The following is a 24,374-nucleotide window of genomic DNA, read 5'->3' as shown; positions in this document are numbered from 1 at the left end:
GAAAAAAACGATTTGTGAGGGGAGTAATCAATCATGGCATACCGCGCATTGACTGAGCAGGAAGCAGTAGAGTACGTAAAAGGCTTGCCGGGTCTGTTTACAGAAGGAGCAGAGCTGACCAGCCGCGAAATCGGTGACGGGAATCTGAACCTCGTGTTCGATATCCAGGAGCCGGCTACCGGAAAAAAAGTCATCGTGAAGCAAGCGTTGCCGTTTGCGAGAGTCGTGGGAGAATCATGGCCGCTGACGATTGACCGTGCCCGCATCGAGAGTGAAGCGCTCCGCATCCAGCACAAATACGTGCCTGACCTGGTGCCGGAAGTATACCACTTCGATCAGGAGCTGGCGCTGACGGTGATGGAGAACGTAGGCGACCACGTCATCATGCGCAAAGGCTTGATTGAGGGCAAGCGCTACCCGCTTTTTCCGAAGCAGATCGGACGTTTTCTCGCGCAAACCTTGTTCTACACATCCGATTTGGGGGCGCATCCGTACGACAAAAAAGCGCTAGTCGGAACATTCATAAATCCGGAATTATGCAAAATCACAGAAGATCTCGTCTTTACCGACCCGTATGAAAATGCGCCGACCAACGACTTTAACCCGCTGATCCGCAAAGAAGTAGAGGCCATCTGGAACAACAAGCCGCTCAAGCTGGAAATCGCCAAGCTGAAATTCGATTTCCTGACTCGCGCAGAAGCACTTTTGCACGGCGATTTGCACACAGGCAGCATCTTCATCACCGAGAGCAGCCTGAAAGCGATCGACCCCGAATTTGCCTACTACGGGCCGATCGGTTTTGACATCGGTGCCGTTATCGCCAATCTGCTGCTCAACTACGCTGGTCAGCACGGCTTGCAAAATGACCAAGGAGAACGCGACTCCTACCGCGAATACTTACTGGAAACGGTTGAAGATGTCTGGAACGAATTTGTTTCCCAGTTTGTCCAGCTCTGGCACAAGCAGGCTAAAGAACGCAGCGCTCATGTCGAGGGCTTGTGGCAAAGCTACGTGAAACGACTGATTCAGGATACGGCAGGCTATGCCGGATGCAAAATTTTGCGCCGTGTGATCGGCCTGGCAGGAGTGGCTGATCTGAATGCCATCGCAGACGCCGAAAAACGCGCCGAAGCAGAACGACTGGCGCTGGCGATCGGGGAAGCGCTGATTCTCGGACGCAACGACATTGAGGAATCGACAGACATCACGGACATCGTCCGCAACGTAACCGCACGCTACTATCAGGAGGCAACGACAGTATGACAACCAGTACACAAACAACGCCAGTCAAGTGGGAAGACGACGTACTCGTCTTGCTTGATCAGACGCGTTTGCCAGTAGAAACGATTTATTTGCAGCTGACGACCGCCGAACAAGTATGGGGCTCGATTCGCCGCCTGGAAGTGCGCGGAGCACCGGCAATCGGCATGGCCGCCGCCTACGGACTGTATTTGGGAATCCGCGGCAGCGAAGCGCAAACGTATGAACAGTTTTGGCAAGAGCTGAACAGCCAGGCAGACTATTTGGGAACGTCCCGGCCAACTGCTGTGAATCTGTTCTGGGCGCTTGACCGGATCAAAGCACGCGTGCAACAAAACTCCGCCTTGCCCGTTGACGAGCTGAAAAAAGCTGTGCTCGACGAAGCACTGGCGATTCAAAAAGAAGACGCAGAAGTATGTCGCACGATCGGCGAACATTTGCTGACGCTGTTGCAAGACGGCATGGGCGTGCTTACACACTGTAATCCGGGTGCGCTGGCTACTGCTGCATACGGTACGGCTACCGCTCCTTTCTATTTGGCAAAAGAACGCGGGTGGGATTTGAAAGTATACGCCGACGAGACGCGCCCCGTATTGCAAGGCGCTCGCCTGACCGCCTATGAATTGCAGCAGGCTGGGATTGACGTCACCTTGATTTGCGACAACATGGCAGCTATGGTCATGTCGCAAGGCAAAGTGCAGGCCGTTGTCGTGGGAACAGACCGTGTAGCGGCCAACGGCGACGTCGCCAACAAAATCGGCACGTATGGAGTAGCCGTTTTGGCAAAAGCGCATGGCATTCCTTTCTATGTAGCGGCGCCGCTGTCCTCTGTCGATCTGGCGACGGCGACAGGTGCGGAAATTCCGATTGAGGAACGTCCGGCAGAAGAGATCACACACGGCTTGGGCAAACAGGTAGCACCGGATGATATCAAGGTGTACAATCCGGCGTTTGACGTGACGCCAGCCCAGTACATTACCGCAATTGTGACAGAGACGGGCATTTTCAAGCCGGAAGAGATCGCGAAAAGCAAACAATAGTCCGTCGTATCAGGAGCGTCTGCCTTTTTATGGCGGGCGCTTTTTTTCAGGAATAGATCGTCTGATTCTTGCTAAATTATGGAACCAGCCGCATAATCGAGCGTAAGAAGTTGCTTGCCCGTTGAAAGCGAATGAGAAGGAGGAGCGGTTATCATGAGAACGATCCCGATTTCCGAAGAAGCATTTCTCAAACAGTTGGAGTTGTCGGATGCCAGCGAAATGTTTTGGCTCACCGATACGAACCGATCCTACCTCAAAGAGTGGCTGCCTTGGCTGAATTACACGAAGTGCGAGGATGACACGAGCTATTTCATCCAAAGAACGATTCAACAGTATGACGACAATCAAGGGATTCACTACGGAATCTGGTATAACGGTCGGATGGCCGGGACTCTCGGTGTGCACAATCTGGACTGGATCAACAAGAAGACATCACTGGGCTATTGGCTTGGCGCCGGCTTTCAGGGCAAGGGGCTGATGACCAAAGCAGTGGCGGCGTATATGGATCACCTTGTTTTCGGTTCATGGAACTTGGAGAAAATCACGATTCAGGCGGCGACAGGCAATTCGAAAAGCAGAGCGATCCCCGAGAGACTCGGCTTTCAACTGGAGGGAATCCTGCGGCGCAATGAGTTTTTGTATGACCATTTTGTCGACCATGCCGTGTACAGCATGTTGAAGGAAGAATGGCAGGAAAGAGCCAGACAAAAAAGGTAGATTGACAAAGAAAATTCAGTCAATTACGATGAAGGAAGCAAAAAGGGGCTGCGCGATTCGCACGCCCTTTTTTGCTCGATAAAAAGAGGTGATTAGCTTGAAGACACTCAAGGAGCTATCCTGGTTTTTTCGTGCCCACTGGAAGCGGTACACGATCGGCATAGCCTTTTTGTTTTTCATCGACATTTTGATGCTCTGGCCGCCGCGGCTGATCGGCGAGACTGTCGACGCGATGCGCAACAGCTCTTTGACTGCCCAAGACTTGACGCGGACAGTCACGATTTTGCTCGCGCTTGGGGTCGGGCTGTACGCGATGCGCTTTGCCTGGAGGTATTTGCTGAACGGCGGCGCGTTGATTTTGGAGCGAACTTTGCGAGAGCGGCTTTTCGGGCATTTGACCCGGATGACGCCGTCTTTTTACCATCGCAAGCGTAGCGGTGATTTGATGGCTGTGGCAACCAACGACATTCCCGCCATCGAGCAGACGGCGAGTACCGGAGTGCTCACGCTGGTCGATTCGTTGTTCATGACGCTTTTGACGCTCGGAGTCATGGTGACCGCGATCGACTGGAAGCTGACGCTCGCCGCTTTGATTCCGATGCCTTTTCTGGCCTGGTCGACTGCCTATTACGGCCGCTTGCTGCATGAGCGCTTTTACTTGGCGCAGGAAGCGTTCGGCGAGATGAACGATCACGTCCAGCAGTCGATTTCCGGCGTGCGGGTACTGCGGGCGTTTGTGCAGGAAAAGGAAGATATTGAAGCCTACAGAAGAGTCAGCGAGAAAACGCTGGAGCGAAACGTCAGCGTGTCGCGGATCGACGCCCTGTTCGAGCCGACAATTGCCATCATTATAGGTTTCAGCTTTTTGATCGGGCTTGGCTATGGAACATACCTTGTCTTTACGAGCGCGATTTCTTTGGGGGAACTGGTCGCCTTCAACCTGTACCTCGGGCTGTTGATCTGGCCGATGTTCGCTTTTGGCTGGCTAGTCAATGTGTTGCAGCGTGGCGGCGCGTCCCACAAGCGTCTGTCCGAGCTGCTTGTGGAGCAGCCCGATGTGCACGAGGTTGACCATCCGATTGCGGCAGAGACACCCCATACAGTAGAAGCTCGCCACTTTTCGTTTGCCTACCCGGGCAGTGACAAGCTGGCGCTGTCCGACATTACGTTTTCTTTGGGCGAAGGGGAGACGCTGGGCATTGTCGGCCGGACAGGGAGCGGGAAATCGACCTTGTGCCGCGCTCTTTTGCACCAGTATGAAATGAAAAGTCAGACGCTGTTCGTCGGAGGCGTGCCGATTGAGGAGCTGTCTTTTGATACGTTGCGGCAAAAGATCGCGTATGTGCCCCAGGAGCACTTGCTGTTCTCCCGCACGATTGCGGAAAACGTCTCGTTCGGCAAGCCGGGGGCGAGCGAGGCGGAAGTGCTGCACGCGATGCGGCTGGCGGAAATGGAGAGCGACCTGATGCAATTCCGCGAAGGATTGAAAACGATGGTCGGGGAAAAAGGCGTGACGCTCTCCGGGGGACAAAAGCAACGAATCTCGATTGCCCGCGCCCTGCTGCTCGATGCGGGCATCCTCGTCTTGGACGATTCCTTGTCGGCGGTTGACGCACGCACGGAGGAGGCGATTTTGCGCCATCTGCGCCAGGAGCGTGCCAACAAGACGACGATCATTACGGCGCATCGCCTGTCTGCCGTCCAGCATGCCGAACTGATTCTCGTGCTCGATGAGGGGCGAATTGTCGAGCGGGGAACACATGCTGAGCTGATGCAGCAAAACGGCTGGTACGCCGAGCAGTATCGCAGGCAGCAGATGGAGCAAGACGTTGCTGGATAAATCGGCATAGAGGGAGGGAGAGCGTTTCGTGAGTAAAGAAAAAAGCTGGAAGCGGCTGGTTGAATTTGCCCGGCCGTTTCAGAAACAAATATGGGGAGCGCTGTTCCTGCTTTTACTTGGAACCAGCGCGGAGCTGGCAGGCCCTTTTCTCGCCAAGGTGATGATCGACAATCACATTTTGGCGATCCAGAAGCCGTGGTATCAGCTGGAAGAACGGCCGCAAGCGTCAGCCGAAAAAGCGGTCGCCATCCAGGATCGGTATTATATGCGCGAAGATGCGCTCCAGGAGGCGGGGTTGACTCGGGAAAGCGTCCGAGGCGCAGAAATGACCGTGCTTTCCGAAGGAGCTACGTACTATTTAATGGAGGGCAAGCTCAGTGAGAATGCCCAAAATACGGAAAAGAAGTTTGCGCCAGTCGAGCCGGAAAATGGCCGGGAGCGCTTTGCGGTAACGACGGAAACTGCTGACGGAACGGAAACGACGTTGACGGGCATCAAGCTGACAGCCGACGAAGTGCTGGCGCTGTATCAAAACGACGTGCAGCCGATCATCTGGCTGTCAGTCGGGTACGGGGCGCTGATTTTGCTGTCGGCGTGTTTCAACTACATCCAGATTTTGTGGTTGCAGACGACCGCCCAGCGCATCATTCAGCGCATGCGGATGAAGTTGTTCGTTCATTTGCAAAAGCTCCCGGTGTCCTTTTTTGACAAGACACCTGTCGGCTCGCTCGTCTCCCGCGTCAGCAACGATACCGAAGCGATCCGCGAGCTTTACGTGAGTGTGCTGGCTACTTTTGTCCAGAACGGCATTTATTTGGTCGGGATTTTGATCGCGCTGTTCGTGCTCCAGCCGCAGCTCGCTTTGTTTTGCTGTTTGACGGTTCCGCTGCTCGTCGCTTTGATTTATGTATACCAAAAGTACAGCTCGCGCTACTATGCGGTGATTCGGGCGAAGCTGGGCGACATGAATGCCACTATTAATGAAATGATTCAAAACATGACGATTGTCCAGGCGTTTCGCCGCGAAAAAGGCGTGCAGGAAGAGTTCGCGCAGGTGAATGAGAGCTACTTCAAGATGCGGATGAAGGAGATCAACCTGGAATCTCTTTTGCTGCGGCCTGCTGTCGACTTGATCTGGAAAATCGCCCTGACGGTGATCATCTGGTATTACGGTTCCGCGTCTTTTCACAGTGTCATCTCGTTTGGGGCGCTGTTCGCCTTTGTCGATTACATGGGACGTTTTTTCGAGCCGATCAACATGATCATGAATCGTCTGTCGCAAATGCAGCAGGCAACGATCGCCGCGGCTCGCGTGTTCGATATTTTGGATACGGCGCCGGAAACGGAGCAGGCCGGCAAGCAAATCGAGCGGCCGCGCGGGGAAGTCGTTTTCGACCAAGTATCCTTCGCTTACAACGAGGATGACTACGTGCTCAAAAACGTCTCGTTCACGGCAAAGCCTGGTCAGACGATTGCGCTAGTCGGTCATACCGGATCGGGAAAAAGCTCGCTGATGAACCTGCTGCTCGGTTTTTATCCGGTGACAAAAGGAAGCATTTTGATTGACGGGCAAAACATGCGCGAGATCGATACGCATTCGTTGCGCAGTCATGTAGGGCTTGTGCTGCAAGATCCGTTTTTGTTTACGGGTACGATCGGTTTCAATATTCGCATGTACGACGACACGATCTCGGATGAAGATGTCGTGCAGGCAGCCAAGGCGGTGCGGGCTGACGAATTTATTACCCGCCTGCCGAACGGCTACGAGGAACCAGTCGTGGAGCGCGGGATGACGCTGTCAGCTGGTCAGCGGCAACTCATCTCTTTTGCCCGCGCGCTGGCTGCCGATCCGGCCATTCTGATTCTCGACGAGGCGACCGCCAGTATCGACAGCGAAACAGAGCTGGCGATCCAGGAAGCTTTGCACGTCCTGTCGCGTGGACGTACGACGTTTATCATTGCCCATCGGCTTTCGACGATTCAGCATGCCGACCAGATTCTCGTCCTCTCCCGGGGAGAAATTGTGGAGCGGGGCAATCACGAGGAACTGATGGCGCAGGATGGACTGTATCAAAAAATGTACCAGCTTCAACAGGGCAGTGTTTCTGTTAAACTGGGTGGATAGAGGTTTTTTGGAGAGAAAGGAGCTTCAACACCATGTCTTCATCGCGCTACACCTTCTGGGTGTTGATTTTGGTGGTAGCCATAGCGGGACTGAGCCAAGGGTTGAGCATTCCGTTGTTGGCTGTGCTGTTGGAAAAGCAGGGCGTGTCATCTGTCATGAACGGACTGAACGCCGCCGCCCTGTACATCGGGATGGTATTGGTTTCGCCCTTGCTGGAAATTCCGCTCCGGCGGATTGGTTACCGATCCACGATTTTGTGGGGGATGCTGCTGCTTACCGTCGCGACAGGGCTGATTCCGCTGTTCAGCCATCTGGCCGTGTGGTTCGTGCTCAGGATGCTGATGGGGATCGGGGATACCAGCTTGCACTATTCGAGTCAAATGTGGGTAACGAAGATCGCCTCGCCGCAGACGCGCGGGCGCGACTTGTCCCTGTACGGTTTGGCGTACGGAGTGGGCTTCAGTATCGGGCCGCTGGGCTTGAATTTGTTGCCGCTGGGGCTGTGGGTGCCTTTTGGCGTGCTGCTGTTTTTGTACGCCATCGCTTTTTTGCTCATCTTGCGGATTCAAAACGAGTTTCCCGAAGCGATTGTGCAGGCGGAAAAGAAACAGAACAAGTACGCTACGGTTTTGCGCATCGGTTGGCTGTCCCTGATTCCGTCTTTCTTGTACGGATTCATGGAGACTTCTTTGAACGGCAGCTTCCCGGTCTACGCGCTGCGCACCGGGCTGTCGATTGAATGGGTATCGCTTATTCTCCCGGCGTTTGTGGTAGGCAGCATCATTTTGCAAATGCCGCTTGGCACTTTGAGCGATCGGATCGGCCGCAGGCAAGTTATGCTCGCTTGCGCCATCGTCGGCGGAGTTGCTTTTTTCCTGTTCCCGCTCGCCGGGGAAAACGTTTGGCTGATGATGCTTTTGCTGGCGATTGCCGGAGCAGCAGTCGGTTCATTTTATTCGCTCGGTTTGGCCTATTCCGCCGATATTTTGCCTGCGGCGATGGTGCCAACCGCAGGGATCATTGCCGGAATCAATTTCGGCGTGGCGAGCATTCTCGCGCCGAATGTCAACGGCGTGCTCATGGAGTGGTGGGAGCCGTGGACGATGTTTTGGGTAATGGGGGCGCTGCTGGTTGTTTTTGCCGCAGCCTGCCTGTTTGCGAAAAACAGCAAGTCGCAAGATACACAATGCTCGTTGCCTTTGCAAAAACAAGGGTGACAGGGGGCACGCCAGATCGCCATCTCTCGTGTTTGTTCGAGGGATGGTTTTTTTCTGCGGAAAAAAAGCATAAACGGGCGCAGGGGAGGGAAGCGTATGAATAAAGTAGAAATGCTTGTGGAAGGGGTTGACCCGATGCTGACTCCGTGCATATTCAAGCGGGGACTCGTCTGGATTTTGTTTTTCGTTCTCAGTCTGGTCGTTATCCCGTTCTTTTCTGACGAGGGCCAGACACCGCCCGCGAATCCTCCTGCTGCGAACGCTGCTGCCCAGCCGTAATGGCGGGGAACGATTTGGTGCAGCAAAGACAGCTGCGACTATGCTTGTAGACACGCTCGGTTACATGAACTTTGGGGCAGGACGTCGCGACGTTTTGCCCACAAAAAACACGCCAGGTCAGTCCTTGGCGTGTTTTTCTTGGCTATAGCGTTTATTTGGTGACGAAGTTTTGCGTGTAGAACGGCTGACCGGCTTTGATCACGACACCGACGCCCAATTGCTTGTAGTTTTGATTCAAAAGATTTTGGCGATGCCCGGAGGAGTTCATCCAGCCCATGTGGACTTCAATGCCGTCCAACTGGCCGTAGGCGATATTCTCTCCCGCATAGCTGTAGCGAATGCCCGCTTTTTTCAGGCGGTCAAACGGGCTTCCGGTCGTCGGCGAATTGTGGCTGAAATAATTATGCTGCGCCATGTCGTTGCTGTGCGCACGGGCGACGACTGCTACCTGCTCGTCCCACGTCAGGACAGGCAGCTTGGCACGCTGCCGCGCTACGTTCAGCAAGTCAAAATTTTCTTTCTCATAGGCGATTGCCACTTGCTTGATTTGCGCATCCGTCAGCTTGGGTGCAGCGGGCAATTCCGTGTACACAATCGGATACATCAAGCCCATGGCAATAGTGGCAAAGTGCTCGGGCGTAGAGATGCGGACACCTGCGACCTTGTTTCCGCCCAATTGGTCGATGGAAAAGGTGAATACCTGATTGTTTTGCATATAGGTCGGATGGCTAAGCGTATTTTCCTGAATGCGCAAGCCAGACGTGATCGGCAAAGTGCTTTTCGGCGCTCCCCACGCATCTTGCAAAGCTTTCGTGGTCGAACCGATGGTCACTCCCCCGACGTTTACATTCGCTCCGTTGGAAAACAGCGTGACGGCTTTGCCATTCTGGATGCCTACTTGTATGTAATGGTTCAAATCCCGATTGTAAATCCACCATTCCACTCCTGTGTGGCTCGGGTCTTTGCGTGCTGGCTTGCCCAGCTTTTGCTCGACTTGCGCGGCAGTCATTCCGAGCGCAATCCCGTAGGTCGACACGGATTTGACGGCAGCTTGCTGGGTGGAGACAGGGGAAGCCGCTGTCACAAAAGTGGGCTGCAGCTGACCCAACAGCGCCAGGGAAAGGCCAAAGGCGAGGATGCTGGCTACTTTTTTCTTGTTCATCTGTCTACCTCCTCGGATGGAAAAGCTTTGGTTGATACAAGTATCGGTGTATGCACAGGCGAAAAACAGAGGCTAAGGATGCAATTTATGTCGAAAAAAGGAACAAGCCCCACTGCAAGAGTGGAGGCTTGTCATTTGCGATCCCATATGACGTACGTTTTGGCGAGCAAGTCGTGCCAGCCCTGCTTTTGCGGATTCCAGCCCACCCACATGTAGCCGATGCAAAAGACGAGCGAGGAAAGCAGCTTGCCAAGCACCTCGCGCAAAATGACTTGTCCGCCAGTCAGCCTGCCGCGAGCGTGCCTGGCGCTGATGACGCGGATGCCGATAATTTGCTTGCCCAGCGTCTGACCTGTCCACCATGTCAAAAGAACTAAATAAAGCAGACCGAACAGCGCTTCCAACAGATCGATCAGCGAAAGAAAGTCGCCGGATACGCCGAGATTGCGGCGAAGCGGATTGAAAAACAGCATGCTCACGCCAACCAAAAACAGCGAGTCCAAGAGAGTAGCAGCTACCCGAATCCAAAAGCCTGCAAACTGATGCTCGCGCGGCGGCTCCTGACTGTTTTCCAAAGCTTGAATGGCATCTGGATCGCTCATTCGTTTCACTCCTTTATCAAAACGAAGGGATAAATTGGTACAACAGTCGGGGAGAGCTTTGGCGCTGCAAAATGTTCCCGATTCCAAGCGGGTCTGGATTGGACCAATGCTGCTTCAAGCTGAACAGCAGCTTGCTGATGGAGAGCTGATCACTGTAGCGCACGACCATGGCGTCTTGCTCCCCGGAGAGGGAGAGCGCGTGCCGGGTCGCTTCTTCCAAATCGCCGAACTCATCGATCAGCCCGAGCTTTTTGGCTTGCTCGCCGGAATACACCCGTCCATCGGCAATTTCCAGCACGCGTTGGCGCGAGAGATTGCGGCCTTTTGCAATCACGTCGACGAACTTGCCGTAGCTTTCATTCACCAGCGACTGAAAAATTTGCCGCTCAGGCTCGGTCAAAGGACGCGCCGGACTGCCGATATCCTTGTACCGCCCGCTTTTGATCGCAAACTGCTTGACTCCCAGCTTGGCAGCCGCTTCGCTGTAGTTCACCAGCGAGAAGATGACGCCTAGACTTCCGGTCAATGTATTCGGATTGGCGAAAATCGAATCTCCAGCCGTCGCCAAATAATACCCGCCTGACGCGGCCGTGGAGCCCATGCTGACGACAATCGGAATATCGCGGAGCTGTTTGAGCCGCAAAAGACGGGTGTGCAGCTCATCGGTAGCGACAACCTCGCCGCCGGGACTGTCGATCCTGAGCACCAACGCCTTGACCAGCTCATCTTCCTCGACTCTCCGCAACTGTTCGGCGAGCAGCTCCGCCATGGAGGGCATCCCGGTTGCGTTTGGCTCCCCGGAAATGACGCCGTTTACGAACAACTGCACGATCTTGCTGCTGCCTGAGCCGTACACAATATTTTCTTCCCAGGCAAATCCGGGATTGTCGGCCAGCTCTTCATACCCTCCAGCCAAGCCTTCCACGGTAATGCCTGCGAAAAAGACAACCAGCACGATCAGGAGGGCGACCCATTTTTTACGATGCATGAAAACCACCTCCCCTTTAGGATGAGCAGCGAAGGGAATCATTACGCTGGGACGGGCGTTGGAAAAATGCGGATTGCCGGGAATACCAAAAAGAAGTAAGAGTATTCATGCAATTGCTTCTATATTGCGGTACAATATGATTGTGGAATACAGCGAACGCAGCAACTGCAATAGGGGGATGACAATGATCATACAAGTGACTGATTTGACCAAAAGCTACGGAGAGCTTCAGGTTTTGAAAGGAATTACGACACAGGTGGCGGAAAAGGAGGTCGTGTGCATCATCGGGCCGTCCGGGTCGGGCAAAAGCACCTTTTTGCGCTGTCTGAACCAGCTGGAGCCATTGACCAGCGGAAGAGTCGTCATCAACGGTCACGACTTGTCGGACCCCAAGACAGACATCAACAAAGTCAGGGAAGAAGTAGGCATGGTTTTTCAGCGCTTTAACCTGTTTCCGCATAAAACGGTTTTGGAAAATGTCATGCTCGCTCCGATCAAGGTCAGAAAGCTCGCGCATGAGGAAGCTCGCAAGCAAGGGCTGGCATTGTTGGAAAAGGTGGGGCTGCAGGACAAGGCAGACGTTTATCCGGAGCGGCTGTCAGGGGGGCAGATGCAGCGGGTCGCCATCGCCAGAGCGCTTGCGATGAATCCAAAAGTGATGCTGTTTGACGAGCCGACTTCCGCGCTTGACCCGGAGCTGGTAGGAGAAGTGCTGGCCGTGATGAAAAGCTTGGCCAAGGAAGGAATGACCATGGTGGTGGTCACGCATGAAATGGGATTTGCCAAAGAAGTGGGCGACCGCATCATTTTCATGGATCAAGGCATTATCATGGCTGAAGGAAGTCCCAAAGAGTTTTTTGACAACACCAGCCATGAACGCCTGCGTTCTTTCCTGGGAAAAGTGCTTGCTTAAAAGAAACAGCACCTGCTGCATCGCCGCAAGCGATCGCGACGGTGCCTTTTACTTGGACGCGTCGAGCAGCTGAGAGACCGTGACAAAGCGATAGCCTTGCGCGCGCAGATCACTGATCAATTCTTGCAGGGCAGCCACCGTCTGCTTTTGGTTCAGGCCACCATCGTGAAACAAAATGATATCGCCGGACGAAACGTTGCTTTTCACGCTTTTGGCAATGACCGAGGCAGTTCTGGCCAGTGACCAGTCTCTGGGATCGACAGACCAGTGGATGATGTCGTAGCCGCTTGCCTGAACCGCGTTCATGACGTCGTGGGTCATGACGCCGCCAGCCGGACGATAATATTGGGCGAGAATGCCAGTAGTTTTCAGGATGGAGCGTTCAGCGTGCTTGAGATCCTCGTACACCTCGTGCTCCGTCAGTTTATTCAGGTCAAAATGATGATAGCCGTGGTTGCCGATTTCGTGTCCGGCTTTGTAAATCCATTGGAGCACTTTCGGATGCTTGTCTACCTGGGAGCCGAGGACGAAAAAGGTAGCTTGCACCCCGTTTTTGTGGAGCACTTCCAAAATTTTCGGAGTATAGGTAGCGTCCGGGCCGTCATCAAAGGTCAGGGCGACTACCTTTTTGTTCGTGTCGATGCGGTGAATCGGCTCATAGGAAGGGAGCAGTTCCTTCGCAAAAGCAGGAGTGCTCCCGAAGCCGAGCAGGCAGACGATCAGCAATGCAACGAGCGAGCCGCGGCTCATGGCGGATGCCTCCTTTTTACTGAAGATGCTTCTAGGTTCACCCATGCTGGAGAAAACATGCTGCCAAAAGAAAACAGCGCCCGGCGCGGACAGACAATATGGTAAAATGAAAGAACTGTAATGGGGAGAGGAGAGAATGAAGTGGAACTCCGCGGTATCCTGCATGGGCTGACCCATGACTATCATGGAAAAGACAAGCCTGTCGACTATTATTTGAACATCGGGGAAGAACGCATGCCCTTGAACGAATGGCTGGGCAGTGAACTGTCCATTGCTTTTTTGGGGCAAAAAAATTGCATCGCCTGTGGGCGGAAGACGAACAAAACATTCAACAGCGGGTACTGCTACCCCTGTTTTACCAAACTGCCGGAAAATGACTTGTGCATCGTCAAGCCGCACGAATGTCATTTTGACCAGGGAACGTGCCGGGATGAAAGCTTCGGCGAACAGTATTGCATGATCCCGCACTACGTCTATCTGGCAGTTTCCAGCGACATCAAGGTCGGGCTGACGCGCAAGCACAATCAGCTCAAGCGTTGGGTGGATCAGGGAGCGATTCGGGCGATTCCGATTGCGGAAGTGCCGACACGCCGGATGGCAGGCGAGCTGGAGTATCACTTGAGCCAATTTTTGCCGGACAAGACCAACTGGCGAAAAATGCTCAAGGGCGACGTCAAGGAAATCGACCTGATTGCGATGCGCGATGAAGTGTACAGCCATTTTCCCGAACCGTTCAAAGCTTTCCAATATAGAGAAGACGAATGGGTGGACATTACATACCCGATTTTGGAATCGCTGGACAAAATCAACTCGAAAACGTTGGACAAAGAAGAACAGCTCGGCGGACGACTGATTGGCGTTAAAGCGCAGTACCTGATTTTCGAAAACGGCGTGTTCCAGGTGAGAAAGCACGCCGGCTATCAGGTGGAAATCAAAACGGCTCATTCTGCATAAGTTCGCGCAAACTCCTCACACTGAAAAAGCAAGCCGATGAGCGAGGAGGAAGCGGGCATGGAACAGAAAATCGAGTATACGCAGCCGCTGACCGGAACGTTGGCTGAAGCGGTGGAAACGCAGAATGCAAAGCAGCTGGGGGTTCCTTATTCGCCGCTTGCCAACATGTGGCAGGTAAACCCCGGGAATGAAGCGGTGGAAAATGAAGAGAGCGAAGATGCTTATTCATGAACAAAAAACAAGCCTCCAGCCCACGAGCTCGTGTGGAGTTGGAGGTTTGTTTGCATCTGCTCCCGAAACGGAGGCTCAGGCATGCGATGTCAGCGGGAACAAGAAATGCTCCGGTAGCTCTGGAAGCGATGGTCGGACGAACAAGGTGTCATCCGTCTCGGTGATCAGCTCAGCCTGGATGTGTTCATTGTCACTCTCAGGCATGAAGTGAAACTGAATGACGTTCGTTTCATTAGTCAGCAAATGCCCGATGATCTGCTCTGGATCGACTGCTCTTTTGCTTACGATGTCAAAGACATGCAACTGGTCGTCTTCGCGCTCGAACAAGACAATGACGTCTTCCTGCTCGATGTAATAGAGCGAATCGGGAAAGACGAGCAAAAAATAAAACAGGGACAAATGCTCGCTTGCTTGCACACCCCAGCGCGTCGATACCGGAACGCGGCTGACCGCAAATTCCTTCATTAAGGCAAAATCATCTGCACTGTCGACATCAAGCTTGCGCAGAGCGGATTTGGAAGGGACAGTCGCTTTTACGCGGGATGCCAGCAAGCTGAACCGGCTTTCCTGAACCTTTTGAAAACCGAACTTGGGATAAAAGTCGAGCACGGACGGATTGGCGAACAAGTACAGAAAATCATAGTCCTGTTCGTACTTGGTAATGACGTGGTTCGTCAGCTTTGCTGCCAGCCCTTGCTGACGGTAATCGGGATGCGTCATCACCGTCCCTAGTTGCAGTGCCTGATAAGTTCTGCCGTTGGAAGTCACGATCATTTTATTGACGGAAACATTCGCGATGACTTTTTCTCCGTCCACGTAGGAATAGCAGATGTAATCGTCATTCCAGCAGCCTCTCGTGTACCATTCGTGAAAATCAAGCTCGAATACTTGCTTTGCCAGCTCGTTAAAGCTTTCTTTATAGGTTTGATTGTGCTTGTAGTCACTGATCAGTTGATACTCACGCATTTTGCAGTCCTCCTTTTTGTCTCAAGCCCTGTTTTGTAGCCATCGCCTCCTTTCACCAGAGCAAGTGCTGCATAAAAAAGACCACAAGAAGAAAAATCTCCTCGTGGTCCCGTTTCCAGATATAGGTATACTTCAAACGCCTGCTCCAAAGTAAACAATAGGGCGGATGAACAACGCTGGAATCTGGTCTTGATCAGATTAGATGTCTTCTTAATCGCTGTTGGAAAAAGGGAATACAAAAGAAACGGAGGGCATGCCCTTCATTTGACCTTTTTCGTATAAAATTCATTGGAATTTTATTTAGCGATTAATAAGTTTCATCATATTCTGCCAAAACCCCATTTCCTAACAATTAACAGTTTCTCTTCACTATAGCATTGATTTTATTTGATGGCAAAATCATATTTAATCGGTGGTGTTGCTTGCAAACGTTGTGTTCTTTGTTGGTATTCTCTTACAATAAATAGGAAGACGATTATGAATGAAAAGCGAGGAAGACGCCCATGACGACGAAAGCTTATTTGTACAGCAAATGTGATACATGCCGCAAAGCGAAAAAATGGCTCACCGAGCAAAATGTCAGTTTCGAGGAAGTGCCTATTGTCGACTCGCCGCCATCGAAAGAAGAGCTGCGCCAGATTTGGCAAACGAGCGGGCTTGATCTGCGCAAGTTTTTCAATGTCAGCGGCGTGCAATACCGCGAGCTTGGCTTGAAGGACAAGCTGCCGACGATGACGGACGAGGAAATGCTTGAATTGCTGGCTTCAAACGGCAAGCTGATCAAGCGCCCGCTGATCGCGAGCGACAACACCGTTACATTGGGCTTCAAGGAAGACGAGTTGCAAAAGGCTTGGGGAGGCAAATAAGAAATGCGCCAACCGTCGAAGAGACTGGAAAAGTTGTCTGCCGCTATTTTTTCGGAGATGGCTGCCCGTAAAAAGGAAGTTGCCCGAAAACGGACCGTGTACGATTTGAGCATCGGCAGTCCTGACCAAGCGCCGGAGGACCAGCTGCTGCATACGCTTCTCGATGCTGCGCGGCAGCCGGGCGCGTTTGGCTACGCTTTGAGCGAAGGAACAGCTGCTTTTCGCGAAGAGGTGGCCCGCTGGTACCGATTCCGCTTCGGCGTCGAGCTGTCGCCGGACGGAGAGATTCATTCCTTGATGGGCTCGCAGGATGGGCTGGCGCACTTTGCTCTGGCCTGGACCGATCCGGGCGACATCGTGCTCGTGCCCGACCCTGGCTATCCGATTTACGAAGGAAGCGTGCATTTGGCTGGGGCGATCCCGTACCGGATGCCGCTGCGCGCAGAAAACGGCTTTTTGCCCAAGCTTGACGATATCCCGGAGGAGATCGCGGCAAGGGCGAAGTTCATGATTTTGAACTATCCGAACAATCCGGTATCGGCTGTCGCCACGATCGCTTTTTTCGAAGAGGTGGTAGCCTTTGCCAAGCGTCACGACATCATCGTCGTGCATGATTTGGCGTACTCGGAAATGGCTTTTGACGGCTATCGGCCGCCGAGCTTTTTGCAGGCGGCGGGGGCCAAAGAGGTCGGGATCGAGTTCAACTCGTTTTCCAAAAGCTTCAACATGGCAGGCTGCCGGGTTGCTTATGTAGTCGGAAACAGCGAGATCATCAAGCCGCTTGCGATCGTCAAGTCCAATGTCGACTACGGCGTCTTTTTGCCTGTCCAGCAAATGGCGGTGGAAGCGCTGCGGATGGATCGGGAGTCAGGCGGCGCCAATCAAGTCGGACCGATTTACGAGGAACGCCGCGATGTCCTGCTGGCTGCCCTGGCAGAAGCGGGCTGGAACATCACTCCGCCGAAAGCGACCATGTTCGTCTGGGCTCCTGTCCCTGCAGGCTGGACATCACGCGAGTTTGCGATTGCCTTGCTGGAAGAGGCAGGCGTGGTCGTGATCCCGGGCGGTGCTTTTGGCGACGAAGGCGAGGGCTACGTCAGGATCGCGCTTGTACAAGAACCGGAAATTTTGCGCCAGGCTGCGCGCTCTGTGGCCGACTCAGGCATTTTGAGCAGAAAAGCGGGCGAATAAGCGGCAGGTCAAACGGTTAATCTAGTTTTTGGGCATGGAAAAGTTACAGCTATAAATGAAAAACAATTACAGGTTGAAATCATTCCTACATTGTATTGACTATAAAGTGGCTCGTTTGTTATCATGAAATAGGTAGGCAAGAACACATTCCTAAGGAGGTTTTACATAATGGCTCAACGTTTGATTGGACTCCCGGCTCCTGACTTTACATTGGAAACAGCTTTGGGTAACGGAAAAGATTTTGGCAAGGTTTCCTTGTCTGACTACCGTGGAAAATGGCTGGTACTGTTCTTCTATCCACTCGATTTCACATTCGTTTGCCCAACTGAAATCATCTCCATGAGCGATGCTATCGAAGACTTCAAAGACCTCGATGCAGAAATTCTCGGTGTATCCGTAGACTCCGTTCACTCCCACCGCGCTTGGATCAACACTCCTCGCGACCAAAACGGTCTGGGTGGCTTGAACTACCCGCTGGCTGCTGACTTCCTGAAAACAACAGCTCGTGACTACGGCGTACTGGATGAAGAAGGCGGCCAAGCTCACCGCGGCCTGTTCATCATCGATCCAGAAGGCATCCTGAAATATCAAGTAGTAACTGACCTGAACGTAGGTCGTTCCGTTGACGAAACACTGCGCGTGCTGCAAGCACTGCAATCTGGCGGTCTGTGCCCAGCTAACTGGCGCCCAGGTCAAGCTCAACTGTCTGCGAAATAATTTTTGCCTGAACGAACAGGCTGTAAAAGGGTCTAACTTCTTGCTGTTAGACCCTTTTTTTAGCATATAATCCACTTTAGATAGACGAAGCTGAGTAAAAAGGGGATGAGTTTCCATGCGTTTGCGCGAAGAATTGCCGGATTTCCCAGGAATTACCGAATGGGTGAACGGACAAGTAAGCAAAGCGGATCTGGCAGGCAGCCCTGTTTTGGTGCATTTTTGGTCGGTTAGTTGCTACATGTGTAAAGAGTCAATGCCGAACATTAACGAATGGCGCGACAAGTACGCTGCCAATGGCCTGAAAGTCATAGGTATTCATATGCCGCGTTCGGAAAAAGATACAGATATTGAAGTGATCAAACAGACGATTGCCGAGCACAACCTGACGCATCCGATTGCGATCGACAACGACATGAAGACGGTTGATGCTTTCCAGAACGAGTACGTTCCTGCTTTTTACCTGTTTGACGAGAACCTCCAGCTGCGTCACTTCCAGGCTGGCGAGAAGGGTCTCAACCTGGTAAAAAAACGTCTGTTCAGAATTTTGGGGATCGAAGAGGAATCCTAGAATGTTCGTCTAATTATGTATGTGTAATGGATTGTACCTGATAGGAGGATATGTAAACGATGGAATTCCCGAAAAATCTACGTTACAGTGAAGAGCATGAGTGGGTGCGAGTAGAAGGTAACAAAGCGTACATCGGAATCACCGCTTTTGCTCAATCAGAGCTGGGTGACATCGTGTTTGTCGAGCTGCCAGAAGTAGGCGCGACAATCCAGCAAGATGAGCCATTTGGCAGCGTTGAGTCCGTAAAAACCGTTTCCGAGCTGTACGCTCCTGTAACCGGAAAAGTAGTAGAAGTAAACGGCGAATTGGAAGATGCTCCTGAACTGGTTAACTCCTCGCCATACGAGCAAGCCTGGATGATCGCTGTCGAGCTGTCCGACGAAGCTGAGCTTGACAAGCTGATGGATGCCGACAAATACGAGGCAATGGTAAAAGAATAGTCGCAAACACAAAAAGCCGGGGCGCATGCTCTGGCTTTTTTCATTTGAAAATGGCTGCTGCTCGGGGCTTCGGTGGAGGGAGGAAACAGGAGAAACCGCTGCAGGGCACCTTGCCACTTGCGGGGAAGCGGAGACTGGCCGCCTGCGGTGAAAAAGGAAAACCGCGGCAAAAGCAGTGTGCTCGAAGAAGTGGAATCACGTTGCCGCTTAAAGGCGTATTTTCCTTTTTCGCCTCCGGCTTGGTAGGAGGTCCGAAAGCCCTGCCGCTTGTTTCTCCTGTTTCCTCGGCCAACGATTCGTCTCTTTCCTCGCCACGCCTGAAGCGCCGATGACGTAATCTACAAAGCGTCACTCCCCAATTGCCTTCACCACCAAAACAAAAAGACTTCGCCCACCAAAACGTGGCGAAGTCTTTTATTGCGAAAACGGAAGCCGTAAACCAACTAACTGAGCTTGAACGAACGCACGTTGTCGTTCAACTCTTCGGCCATTTTGGCCAGCATGGTCGCTGCTGCCGAGATTTCTTCCATGGAAGCGTTTTGTTCTTCCGCTGCGGCTGCGACGGTTTGGGAATTGCCCGCGGATTGCATCGCGATTTGCGAAATGTGGTCGATGGCTGAGACGATCGCTTGCATTTCCTGGCTGATTTTTCTCATTTCAGCCGATACCTCGTCTGTGCGGGTAAGCAGGAGCGAGGTGGAGTCAGTAATTTGCTCGAATGCCGTTCCCGTCGAGTTCACCAAAGACATGCCTTCTCCGAGGATGACGGAGCCGTGACTCATGGCAGCGATGGCGGATTCCGTATCGCGCTGAATGTCGGCGACGATGTTGCTTACTTGTTCAGCCGCCGAGCTGGACTGTTCAGCCAGTTTGCGCACCTCGTCGGCTACTACGGCGAAGCCGCGACCTTGTTCGCCTGCTCTGGCAGCTTCGATGGCGGCGTTCAGGGCAAGCAGGTTGGTCTGGTTGGCAATCGAAGTGATGAGCGAGATCATCTGTCCAATTTCCTGAGAGCGTTGACCCAGTGCGTTGACAGTCGTTGCCGTTTGCTTCATTTGGTCGTGAATCACGGTCATGTGCTCTACCGTTTTGGCGGCCATCTGGTTGCCTTCTGTCGCCTGACGGTTTGCATCGCGAGTGGAGGAGCTGACTTCTTCGATTCCTTTTTCCATCAAAGAAATATGTTGGGCAATTTCGTTGATCACATCGCTGCCCTGATTGGTCGCGTCCACTTGCAGTTCTGTCCCGTAGGCGATTTCCTGGACAGACTGGGCGATCTGCTCTGTCGCTTTGCTCGTCTGCTCGGCGCTAGCCATCAGTTGTTCGGAAGTAGCGGCGACCTGCTGTGCGTTATAGCTGACCTGCCCAAGCGTGTCGCGCAGATTGGCGGTCATCGTATTGAAGCGGCTGGCCATGACGCCCATCTCATCGGCCGTTTTCACATCCATCGAAGCGGTGAAATCGCCAGCGGACAATGCTTGCGAGAGCTGGTTTGCCTTGTTGATTTGTCCGGTCAAATACTTGCTGAAGAAATAAATGACGGCGATGAGAATCAAAAGCCCAAACAGGCTGACTGCCAAAAGCTGATAAAACAGCATGCTCAAAGGCTCGAAAAATTCATTTTCCGGCATGACGAGAGCAATTGTCCAGTTTGTGCCAGCGATTTTTTGGAAGTACAAGCGATTGATCCCGTTCTCATCGGTAAAAGTTTTCGCGCCTTCCTTTTCTGAAAGCATGGCCGGACCAATTTCGGCAAGCGACGTGTTGCTGTCGCTTTGCACGGATTGCACCATCAGCTTGTCCGTTTGCGGATGAGACAGGAATTTGCCGTCCTGATCAAGCATGAAAGCCCAGCCAGTCTTGCCTACTTGCGTGCCGGAAACCATCGTTTGAATGTCTGTGAGCGTAATGTCGTCTGTGGCTACACCCAAAAGCTTTTTGTCGGGGGAGTAAAACGGAGCCACCACAGTCATCATGGAAATTTTGGAAACCTCATCATAGTAAGGCGGCGTGTAATCGGTCACCTTTGATGTTGCTTTTCCGATTTTGTACCATTCTTGACTAGGGTAGTTGTAGGCGGGTGTACTGTATTCATACGTAATGTCCACCTTGCCGTCTTTTTTTGCGCCATAAGTCGAAACGAACTGTTTGCTCGGATCGAAGGCATACGGCTCCATGAAAATTCCCATCCCGACCGAGGTCTGGTTCACGGGAACTGTTTTGTTCAGCAGGGAATCTAGTTGCTCCAGCGAATACGTAAGAGGAGTCATTTCAATTGTCCGTGCCATGTGCTCTGTGACTTTGCTGTGTGTCTCCAGTTCTTTCTCCACTTTGCCGCTAAGCACGTCCAACTGATAGTTCATTTTGTCCGTCAGTTCCTTGTTCAACAGCGTGTAGGAGAACATAAAGGCCATGCCCATGAGAAGTGCCAAGGTAATGACAATGACAGGAAGGGTAATGGTAAGAGTCCTGGCTCGTAGGCTTTTAAAACGAAACATACATCCGCTCTCCTTTTTCGTTTACTAGCTGAATAACTATTCCCTATATCGGTTTGATTCAAACTTCTCTGTATGAAATCTGTATGAAATTTAGGTGAATGCGGGAAAAGTTTCAAATTAATCAGAAAACGGTGTTCAAACAGTGGCAAATCGAGTACAATGGGATAACTAATTGTTTTACCATAAACCGATTGGTATCTTTTTGCGGGTAGAGCATTCATGGGATTACGGGTTACAATGCGGATACAGACAGATAGTTTCGGCCAGACGCAGTTGTTCTGAAGTCTGGAGAACAAGGAGGGAGACTATTTATGAGTTTTTGTTGTGGTGCTGGAATGGTAGGTTCCGTAGGCTCAGTCCGTCATTATAAAACGCTTGTACACAATGTCCCCATCATGTTTTGTCCTGTATGTGACAGAATTGAGGTTCATCCCGCTATTGAGGGAGAGTACGAAATTTTAGTAGAATATGCTCAGGGAGATCAGGCGCCGGAAGTCGATTTCGCTGATTTTGTCAATGTTGACAATACATCCGAGTTGTTTGAGAATTGTACCATGACGGATGAAGCTGCAAGCTTCGCAGAAGTTTTGAAGCAGCAGATCGATATTTCCTTGGATTTGCTCGGAGTCGCGAAGGAGTTGCAGGATGACGAGTGGCGCGAAGCCCTTATGAATCGCTTGAAACGGTTAAGCGAACGACTGAAGCAGTACAATAAACGCAAGCAAGTGTCGCAAAAAAGCGCATGACCTTTAGTTGACGTGGGAGGCAGTGTGAATGTTTCATTTGAAAGGCGTTCACCACATCGCGTTGAATTGCAGCGATGTCGTGAAGGTAGCTCGGTTTTTTAAGGACATTTTGGAAGTCCCCATCCCGGAAGAGAATATGGTGGAAGGAGCACCTGTCTACTTTCAAATTGGCACATACACACGGATCGGTCTCCATCCGCATGGCGGGGCGGAAGGCAAGGGTGGCGTAGGGCAGGTAGATCACCTCGCCTTTTCCGTAACGAGCCGTGCTGAGCTGGACTATCTGGTCGACAAGCTGGAAGCAGAAAACATTTGCTACCGAGGTCCGATCACGCAGCCTACGAGTTTTAACTTGTACTTTGAGACGCCAGATGGCCATCATCTGGAGGTTCGACTGGACAAGGACGAATTTGATGAATAACAGGTAAAGGCAAACAGGCATCTGCGGCAATCGCAGGTGCTTTTTTTATGATTTCGACAGGCGAAAAAAACAGTGTCGAGAAAAAGGCAGCCGCCGTGACAAGACCCGACAACGGTTCTTATTCCTCGCCAAAGGATTCGACGGAGCAAAAAACGAACCCATTGGAAAAGAGAGGGGGCGTACCTATGATCGGGATCGGCAAATTGCTTGACGAGGTTGGCGAACGGCTGCAAAAGAAGACGCACCTGCGGTTTGTAACGACTGGCTGGGAAAAACGGATCGGGATCGTGATCGATGATACGGCATCGCGTTGGCAGTTGACGATATCAAAAGGCGGCGTTTCGGCAGGCATTTGGGAGGAGGAGCAATCCGCCGACCTGATCGTCAGGGGAGGCGAACATCAGATGGAGATGCTGTTTGGCGGGGATGAGCTTGTATATGCACTAGCCAAGCAGCAGGTGAAAATAGTCGGCACGCTGCGCGATCAGTTGAAGCTCGATGCGATTTTGCGGCTGACGTGCAAGTAGCCGGCCAGCCGCCCCCACTTTCGAACGATTCCGAATAAATAGCGAAAATGTGGTATAATGAGGAAGAAACGATTGGGGGAGGCGCAATCATGTCTAATAGCTTGGCGTTGAAAGAGACGATTGTTTCGCGTGGGCAAACGATTGACGAAACATTCAGTTATTTGCATGCGAATCCGGAAATCAGCTGGCAGGAGGTCGAGACGACACGCTATCTGGTCGAAAGGATGCAGGCGCTTGGGCTTAAGGTGACCACTTTTGCTGATTGTACGGGACTTGTCGCCGAATGGGGAGAAGGCAAGCCTGTCGTAGGACTTCGAACCGATATTGATGCACTGTGGCAAGAAGTGGACGGGGAGTGGCGCGCCAATCATTCCTGCGGGCACGATGCGCACATGACCATGATTGTCGAAACCGTGGAGGCGTTGATTGCATCCGGCTACCAGCCGCCCGGAAAGCTGAAAATCTTGTTCCAGCCGGCAGAAGAAAAAGGCACAGGCGCTTTGAAGCTGGTGGAAAAAGGTGTCGTGGACGACATCGACTATTTGTACGGCGTCCATCTCCGTCCGATTCAGGAAATGGCGAATGGCACAGCAGGGCCAGCCATTTACAACGGCGGGGCGATGTTTTTGTACGGAGAGATCACGGGAGTGTCAGCGCATGGAGCCAGACCTCACCTCGGGGTGAATGCGATCGAAGTGGCAGGAGCGATCATCTCGGGAATCGGTCAAATCCATTTGAATCCGATGGTCCCGGCCACTGTCAAAATGACGATGCTGCAAGCGGGAGGAGAGAGCTACAACATCATTCCCGACAAAGCGAGATTCGCCCTCGATTTGCGCGCGCAAACGAATCAGGCGATGGACGAGCTGATTGCCCGCGTCCGCCAGATGATAGAAGGAATTGCTGCGTCTTATCAAGCGCAAATCAAGCTGGAACAAGGCTCGCGAATGGTTGCCGCGGAAGTGGATGAGGAAGCGAAAGGATTGATGGAACAGGCGATCGTCGACGTGCTCGGAGCGGACAACCTGAAGCCTGCGCCAGTCAGCCCGGGAGCGGAAGACTTCCATTATTACACAGTGGAGCGGCCGCGAATCAAAGCGACCATGCTCGCTCTCGGTTGCGACTTGCAGCCCGGATTGCATCACCCGCAGATGAAATTCGAGCAGTCGGCTCTAAAAGACGGTGTCGGAATCCTCAGCCGCGTCATCGTTCGCACGTTTGAGCACGCTGCTGCCAAGACTTTGGGCTAAAAAATGCACTGTCTAACCCGCTGATGCAGCGGGTTTTTTGCATCCATTCTTTCACTAGGGGGTGGACATGAAGAGGAAGAACTGAAATACTGTAGGATGGGAAAAC

Annotated in this window: 25 protein-coding genes; 19 read left to right on the top strand and 6 right to left on the bottom strand. The window is 52.4% G+C overall.

What is annotated here, in order from left to right:
• Positions 1–33 precede the first annotated feature (33 nt).
• The 7 genes from mtnK (at position 34) to DEP07_RS13960 (ending at position 8,478) form a co-directional block, all read left to right on the top strand.
• Positions 34–1,263, top strand: coding sequence for an S-methyl-5-thioribose kinase (gene mtnK / locus DEP07_RS13990; RefSeq protein WP_122964424.1), 1,230 nt, complete (start codon positions 34–36; stop codon positions 1,261–1,263).
• Positions 1,260–2,300: an S-methyl-5-thioribose-1-phosphate isomerase gene (gene mtnA / locus DEP07_RS13985; protein ID WP_173596712.1), complete on the top strand. Its 1,041-nt coding sequence runs from the start codon at positions 1,260–1,262 to the stop codon at positions 2,298–2,300. Before mtnK ends, mtnA begins: the two co-directional genes overlap by 4 nt.
• A 153-nt stretch (positions 2,301–2,453) precedes the next feature.
• Positions 2,454–3,017 carry a GNAT family N-acetyltransferase gene (locus DEP07_RS13980; protein ID WP_122964426.1) on the top strand — a complete coding sequence of 188 codons (564 nt, stop codon included), beginning with the start codon at positions 2,454–2,456 and terminating at the stop codon, positions 3,015–3,017.
• 97 nt (positions 3,018–3,114) lie between these two features.
• A complete protein-coding gene (locus tag DEP07_RS13975; protein ID WP_287102624.1) occupies positions 3,115–4,857 on the top strand; it encodes an ABC transporter ATP-binding protein in 1,743 nt (580 codons plus the stop codon).
• Between the two features lie 28 nt (positions 4,858–4,885).
• Entirely contained in the window at positions 4,886–6,982 is a 2,097-nt protein-coding gene (locus DEP07_RS13970; RefSeq protein WP_280648580.1) for an ABC transporter ATP-binding protein, read from the top strand.
• Positions 6,979–8,199: an MFS transporter gene (locus DEP07_RS13965; protein ID WP_255679265.1), complete on the top strand. Its 1,221-nt coding sequence runs from the start codon at positions 6,979–6,981 to the stop codon at positions 8,197–8,199. Before DEP07_RS13970 ends, DEP07_RS13965 begins: the two co-directional genes overlap by 4 nt.
• Before the next feature lie 96 nt (positions 8,200–8,295).
• Complete coding sequence (locus tag DEP07_RS13960) at positions 8,296–8,478, top strand: hypothetical protein (RefSeq protein ID WP_122964430.1); 183 nt, start codon at positions 8,296–8,298, stop codon at positions 8,476–8,478.
• A 151-nt stretch (positions 8,479–8,629) separates the two neighbouring features.
• Here DEP07_RS13960 and DEP07_RS13955 read toward each other — a convergent pair whose 3' ends face one another.
• The 3 genes from DEP07_RS13955 to sppA form a co-directional block, all read right to left on the bottom strand.
• Complete coding sequence (locus tag DEP07_RS13955) at positions 8,630–9,640, bottom strand: CAP domain-containing protein (RefSeq protein WP_122964431.1); 1,011 nt, start codon at positions 9,638–9,640, stop codon at positions 8,630–8,632.
• A 131-nt stretch (positions 9,641–9,771) separates the two neighbouring features.
• The gene (locus DEP07_RS13950) at positions 9,772–10,242 is read right to left on the bottom strand and encodes an RDD family protein (protein ID WP_287102623.1); all 471 of its coding nucleotides are present in this window, start codon (positions 10,240–10,242) and stop codon (positions 9,772–9,774) included.
• Between the two features lie 16 nt (positions 10,243–10,258).
• Positions 10,259–11,230: a signal peptide peptidase SppA gene (gene sppA, locus DEP07_RS13945; RefSeq protein ID WP_122964433.1), complete on the bottom strand. Its 972-nt coding sequence runs from the start codon at positions 11,228–11,230 to the stop codon at positions 10,259–10,261.
• A 184-nt stretch (positions 11,231–11,414) separates the two neighbouring features.
• On the opposite strand from sppA, the gene DEP07_RS13940 reads away from it, so the two are divergent.
• A complete protein-coding gene (locus DEP07_RS13940; protein ID WP_083955624.1) occupies positions 11,415–12,143 on the top strand; it encodes an amino acid ABC transporter ATP-binding protein in 729 nt (242 codons plus the stop codon).
• Between the two features lie 48 nt (positions 12,144–12,191).
• Here the strand turns inward: DEP07_RS13940 and DEP07_RS13935 are convergent, their stop codons facing one another.
• The gene (locus tag DEP07_RS13935; protein ID WP_122964434.1) at positions 12,192–12,893 is read right to left on the bottom strand and encodes a polysaccharide deacetylase family protein; all 702 of its coding nucleotides are present in this window, start codon (positions 12,891–12,893) and stop codon (positions 12,192–12,194) included.
• Between the two features lie 141 nt (positions 12,894–13,034).
• On the opposite strand from DEP07_RS13935, the gene DEP07_RS13930 reads away from it, so the two are divergent.
• Positions 13,035–13,847 (top strand): DUF2797 domain-containing protein, encoded by an 813-nt coding sequence (locus DEP07_RS13930; protein ID WP_122964435.1) that lies wholly within the window; start codon positions 13,035–13,037, stop codon positions 13,845–13,847.
• Positions 13,848–13,904: 57 nt separating this feature from the next.
• Entirely contained in the window at positions 13,905–14,078 is a 174-nt protein-coding gene (locus DEP07_RS13925; protein WP_173596716.1) for a hypothetical protein, read from the top strand.
• A 75-nt stretch (positions 14,079–14,153) separates the two neighbouring features.
• Here DEP07_RS13925 and DEP07_RS13920 read toward each other — a convergent pair whose 3' ends face one another.
• Entirely contained in the window at positions 14,154–15,044 is an 891-nt protein-coding gene (locus tag DEP07_RS13920; protein ID WP_287102622.1) for a GNAT family N-acetyltransferase, read from the bottom strand.
• A gap of 503 nt (positions 15,045–15,547) precedes the next feature.
• Between DEP07_RS13920 and DEP07_RS13915 the strand changes: the two genes are divergently transcribed.
• The 5 genes from DEP07_RS13915 to gcvH all read left to right on the top strand — a co-directional run bounded on the left by DEP07_RS13915 (position 15,548) and on the right by gcvH (position 18,826).
• Positions 15,548–15,910, top strand: coding sequence for an arsenate reductase family protein (locus tag DEP07_RS13915; RefSeq protein ID WP_122964437.1), 363 nt, complete (start codon positions 15,548–15,550; stop codon positions 15,908–15,910).
• A gap of 3 nt (positions 15,911–15,913) precedes the next feature.
• Entirely contained in the window at positions 15,914–17,101 is a 1,188-nt protein-coding gene (locus DEP07_RS13910) for an aminotransferase class I/II-fold pyridoxal phosphate-dependent enzyme (protein ID WP_287102621.1), read from the top strand.
• 168 nt (positions 17,102–17,269) lie between these two features.
• Positions 17,270–17,818, top strand: coding sequence for a peroxiredoxin (locus DEP07_RS13905; RefSeq protein WP_063227319.1), 549 nt, complete (start codon positions 17,270–17,272; stop codon positions 17,816–17,818).
• 115 nt (positions 17,819–17,933) lie between these two features.
• Positions 17,934–18,386: a redoxin domain-containing protein gene (locus DEP07_RS13900; protein WP_063227320.1), complete on the top strand. Its 453-nt coding sequence runs from the start codon at positions 17,934–17,936 to the stop codon at positions 18,384–18,386.
• A 59-nt stretch (positions 18,387–18,445) separates the two neighbouring features.
• Entirely contained in the window at positions 18,446–18,826 is a 381-nt protein-coding gene (gcvH, locus tag DEP07_RS13895) for a glycine cleavage system protein GcvH (RefSeq protein WP_122964439.1), read from the top strand.
• Positions 18,827–19,269: 443 nt separating this feature from the next.
• On the opposite strand, the gene DEP07_RS13890 is transcribed toward gcvH, so the two are convergent.
• Positions 19,270–21,324, bottom strand: coding sequence for a methyl-accepting chemotaxis protein (locus tag DEP07_RS13890; RefSeq protein ID WP_122964440.1), 2,055 nt, complete (start codon positions 21,322–21,324; stop codon positions 19,270–19,272).
• A 311-nt stretch (positions 21,325–21,635) separates the two neighbouring features.
• On the opposite strand from DEP07_RS13890, the gene DEP07_RS13885 reads away from it, so the two are divergent.
• From DEP07_RS13885 to DEP07_RS13870, 4 genes are all read left to right on the top strand, one after another.
• Positions 21,636–22,070, top strand: coding sequence for a hypothetical protein (locus DEP07_RS13885; RefSeq protein ID WP_063227323.1), 435 nt, complete (start codon positions 21,636–21,638; stop codon positions 22,068–22,070).
• A gap of 28 nt (positions 22,071–22,098) precedes the next feature.
• The gene (locus DEP07_RS13880; RefSeq protein ID WP_063227324.1) at positions 22,099–22,491 is read left to right on the top strand and encodes a VOC family protein; all 393 of its coding nucleotides are present in this window, start codon (positions 22,099–22,101) and stop codon (positions 22,489–22,491) included.
• A 47-nt stretch (positions 22,492–22,538) separates the two neighbouring features.
• Entirely contained in the window at positions 22,539–23,018 is a 480-nt protein-coding gene (locus DEP07_RS13875; protein ID WP_229049746.1) for an SCP-2 sterol transfer family protein, read from the top strand.
• A gap of 89 nt (positions 23,019–23,107) precedes the next feature.
• Positions 23,108–24,268, top strand: coding sequence for a M20 peptidase aminoacylase family protein (locus DEP07_RS13870; RefSeq protein ID WP_281869643.1), 1,161 nt, complete (start codon positions 23,108–23,110; stop codon positions 24,266–24,268).
• Positions 24,269–24,374 lie beyond the last annotated feature (106 nt).

The organism is Brevibacillus sp. (assembly GCF_003521185.1).
GTDB classification, from domain to species: domain Bacteria; phylum Bacillota; class Bacilli; order Brevibacillales; family Brevibacillaceae; genus Brevibacillus; species Brevibacillus parabrevis.
This window is presented reverse-complemented; position numbering and strand designations above follow the sequence as displayed.

What these genes read in the sequence shown, in the direction of transcription:
- mtnK (WP_122964424.1), top strand. Translation starts at nt 34, where the DNA reads ATGGCATACCGCGCATTGACTGAGCAGGAAGCAGTAGAGTACGTAAAA.
- mtnA (WP_173596712.1), top strand. Translation starts at nt 1,260, where the DNA reads ATGACAACCAGTACACAAACAACGCCAGTCAAGTGGGAAGACGACGTA.
- DEP07_RS13980 (WP_122964426.1), top strand. Translation starts at nt 2,454, where the DNA reads ATGAGAACGATCCCGATTTCCGAAGAAGCATTTCTCAAACAGTTGGAG.
- DEP07_RS13960 (WP_122964430.1), top strand. Translation starts at nt 8,296, where the DNA reads ATGAATAAAGTAGAAATGCTTGTGGAAGGGGTTGACCCGATGCTGACT.
- DEP07_RS13955 (WP_122964431.1), bottom strand. Translation starts at nt 9,640, where the DNA reads ATGAACAAGAAAAAAGTAGCCAGCATCCTCGCCTTTGGCCTTTCCCTG.
- DEP07_RS13950 (WP_287102623.1), bottom strand. Translation starts at nt 10,242, where the DNA reads ATGAGCGATCCAGATGCCATTCAAGCTTTGGAAAACAGTCAGGAGCCG.
- sppA (WP_122964433.1), bottom strand. Translation starts at nt 11,230, where the DNA reads ATGCATCGTAAAAAATGGGTCGCCCTCCTGATCGTGCTGGTTGTCTTT.
- DEP07_RS13940 (WP_083955624.1), top strand. Translation starts at nt 11,415, where the DNA reads ATGATCATACAAGTGACTGATTTGACCAAAAGCTACGGAGAGCTTCAG.
- DEP07_RS13935 (WP_122964434.1), bottom strand. Translation starts at nt 12,893, where the DNA reads ATGAGCCGCGGCTCGCTCGTTGCATTGCTGATCGTCTGCCTGCTCGGC.
- DEP07_RS13925 (WP_173596716.1), top strand. Translation starts at nt 13,905, where the DNA reads ATGGAACAGAAAATCGAGTATACGCAGCCGCTGACCGGAACGTTGGCT.
- DEP07_RS13920 (WP_287102622.1), bottom strand. Translation starts at nt 15,044, where the DNA reads ATGCGTGAGTATCAACTGATCAGTGACTACAAGCACAATCAAACCTAT.
- DEP07_RS13915 (WP_122964437.1), top strand. Translation starts at nt 15,548, where the DNA reads ATGACGACGAAAGCTTATTTGTACAGCAAATGTGATACATGCCGCAAA.
- DEP07_RS13910 (WP_287102621.1), top strand. Translation starts at nt 15,914, where the DNA reads ATGCGCCAACCGTCGAAGAGACTGGAAAAGTTGTCTGCCGCTATTTTT.
- DEP07_RS13905 (WP_063227319.1), top strand. Translation starts at nt 17,270, where the DNA reads ATGGCTCAACGTTTGATTGGACTCCCGGCTCCTGACTTTACATTGGAA.
- DEP07_RS13900 (WP_063227320.1), top strand. Translation starts at nt 17,934, where the DNA reads ATGCGTTTGCGCGAAGAATTGCCGGATTTCCCAGGAATTACCGAATGG.
- gcvH (WP_122964439.1), top strand. Translation starts at nt 18,446, where the DNA reads ATGGAATTCCCGAAAAATCTACGTTACAGTGAAGAGCATGAGTGGGTG.
- DEP07_RS13890 (WP_122964440.1), bottom strand. Translation starts at nt 21,324, where the DNA reads ATGTTTCGTTTTAAAAGCCTACGAGCCAGGACTCTTACCATTACCCTT.
- DEP07_RS13885 (WP_063227323.1), top strand. Translation starts at nt 21,636, where the DNA reads ATGAGTTTTTGTTGTGGTGCTGGAATGGTAGGTTCCGTAGGCTCAGTC.
- DEP07_RS13880 (WP_063227324.1), top strand. Translation starts at nt 22,099, where the DNA reads ATGTTTCATTTGAAAGGCGTTCACCACATCGCGTTGAATTGCAGCGAT.
- DEP07_RS13875 (WP_229049746.1), top strand. Translation starts at nt 22,539, where the DNA reads ATGATTTCGACAGGCGAAAAAAACAGTGTCGAGAAAAAGGCAGCCGCC.
- DEP07_RS13870 (WP_281869643.1), top strand. Translation starts at nt 23,108, where the DNA reads ATGTCTAATAGCTTGGCGTTGAAAGAGACGATTGTTTCGCGTGGGCAA.